The organism is Glycomyces paridis (assembly GCF_004912155.1).
GTDB lineage: Bacteria > Actinomycetota > Actinomycetes > Mycobacteriales > Micromonosporaceae > Glycomyces > Glycomyces paridis.
Window position 1 is genome coordinate 1 of the sequence record NZ_STGX01000033.1, and the last position, 1867, is coordinate 1867.

3 protein-coding genes are annotated in these 1867 nt (G+C 75.6%); all 3 read left to right on the forward strand.

Annotation, left to right across the window (positions count from 1 at the left end):
• A partial coding sequence (locus tag E9998_RS24985) for an ABC transporter permease subunit (RefSeq protein WP_275669535.1) occupies nt 1-432 on the forward strand: 432 nt, incomplete at its 5' end.
• Nucleotides 429-1466, forward strand: coding sequence for a branched-chain amino acid ABC transporter permease (locus tag E9998_RS24990; RefSeq protein WP_136532470.1), 1038 nt, complete (start codon nt 429-431; stop codon nt 1464-1466). The genes E9998_RS24985 and E9998_RS24990, both read left to right, overlap by 4 nt.
• Nucleotides 1467-1554: 88 nt before the next feature.
• Nucleotides 1555-1867: ABC transporter substrate-binding protein (locus E9998_RS24995; protein ID WP_158299981.1), on the forward strand; the 313-nt coding region annotated here is incomplete at its 3' end.

The following is a 1867-nucleotide window of genomic DNA, read 5'->3' on the forward strand; positions in this document are numbered from 1 at the left end:
GCCGTCATGGGCGCCCTCGCCCTGCTCTTCTCCCGCACGTCCCTCGGCCTGCAACTGCGCGCCGCCGCGTTCGCGCCGGAGACCTCCCGGCTCCTGGGCGTGCGCGTGCCGCGCATGGTGACGCTCGGGTGGGCGCTGGCCGTCGCCACCGCCGCGCTCGCCGCGATCCTGCTGGTGCCCACCGAACTCGGGCTCAACCCGCACGCCGTCGACCTCCTCTTCGTCGACGCGTTCGCCGTCGCCGTCATCGGCGGCCTCGACTCCCCGGTGGGCGCGCTCCTGGCCGGGATCGGCGTCGGACTGCTCGTCAGCCTCGTCACCGGCTACGCCTCCGCCGCAGCGGCGCCGCTCGCCGTGCTCGGCCTGCTGACGCTCGTGCTGCTAGTGCGTCCCGGCGGCGTCTTCTCGCCCAAGGAGGCCAGAACCGCATGAAGACCCCGCTGCGCGCCCTGCTCCTCACCGTCCTCGCCCTCGCGGCCACCTTCGGCCTCGACCCGTTCCGCAACTACCAGCTCGCCACGGCCGCAGCGTGCTTCGCAGCCGTCGCCGGGCTCACCGTCCTCGTCGGACTCACCGGGCAGCTCTCGCTCGGCCACGCCGTCCTCATGGCCTCGGGCGGGTACGGCTTCGCGCTCACCGCCTCCGCCGTCGACGGCCCTTGGCCGCTGGCGCTCCTCGCCGGGCTCGCGGCCGCCACGATCGTGTCGGGTCTGCTCGGGCTCCTGCTCGGCCTGGCCGCCGCCCGGCTGCGCGGCCCCTACCTCGCCGGGCTCACCCTCGCGCTCGTCATCGCCCTGCCCTCGGCCGCGAACTCGCTGCCGCTCGGCGGCGACCAGGGCGCCCGCGCCCCGTTCTTCGCCGTCCCCGAACCGCTCGCGGCCCTCATCGCGCTCGAACAGTGGCACGCGTGGCTCGCCATCGCCGTCGCAGCGATCGCCGTGACCCCCATGGTGATGCTGCGATCGGGACGCGCGGGCCTGCGGATGCGCGCCGTCCTCGACGACGAGACCGCCTCCCGACTGTCCGGAGTCGACCCCGGGCTCGTGAAGGCCGGCGCCTTCACCGCCAGCGCGGTCCCCGCCGGCCTCGGCGGCGCCGTCCTCGCCATCGCGACCCAGCAGGTCACGCCCGGCGGCTACGGCCTGGCGTTCTCGCTGCTGCTCGTTGTCGCCGCGGTCGTCGGCGGCCTCGGGAGCATCGGCGGGGCCGCGATCGGGTCGGTCCTGGTCGTCGTCCTCCCCTGGGCCGTGGACGAACTCGTCGCGGCCCTCCCCGCGGACCTCGGGCAGCGCCTCAACGGCAACCTCGCCGTGCTGCTCTTCGGCGTGGGCCTCATCGCCTTGACCCTCGCCTGGCCGGGCGGCGCCGCCCGCCTGCTCGACCGGCTCCGCGCCGCCCGGCCCCTCCGACGCACCGCCCCCGCGACCGGCCCGTCCGCCGAAGCGGCGCCGGGCACCGGGGGGTGAGCCGGACCCCTCCGCCACGGCGGCGCGGCCGCCGGCCCCCGCCACCCCTTCGAACCGAGACACAGACGAGCACAGAGAGGTGATCGTAATGCCAGAACTGAAGCGCCCCTTCCGGATCGCGGCGGCCCTCGCCGCGGTGTCGGCCCTCGCGCTGACCGCGTGCAGCACCCCGAGCGACGACGAGTCGGTCCCCGGCGTCACCGACGACACGGTCGTCATCGGCACCCACCAGCCCCTGACCGGCCCGGCCGCCGCCGGGTACTCGACGATCTCGGCCGCCACGGCGGCCTACTTCGAGTACGTGAACGCGGGCGGGGGCATCCACGGCCGCAGCATCGAGTACATCGTCAAGGACGACGGCTACGACCCGGCGACCACGCAGACGGCGGTGCGCGAGCTCG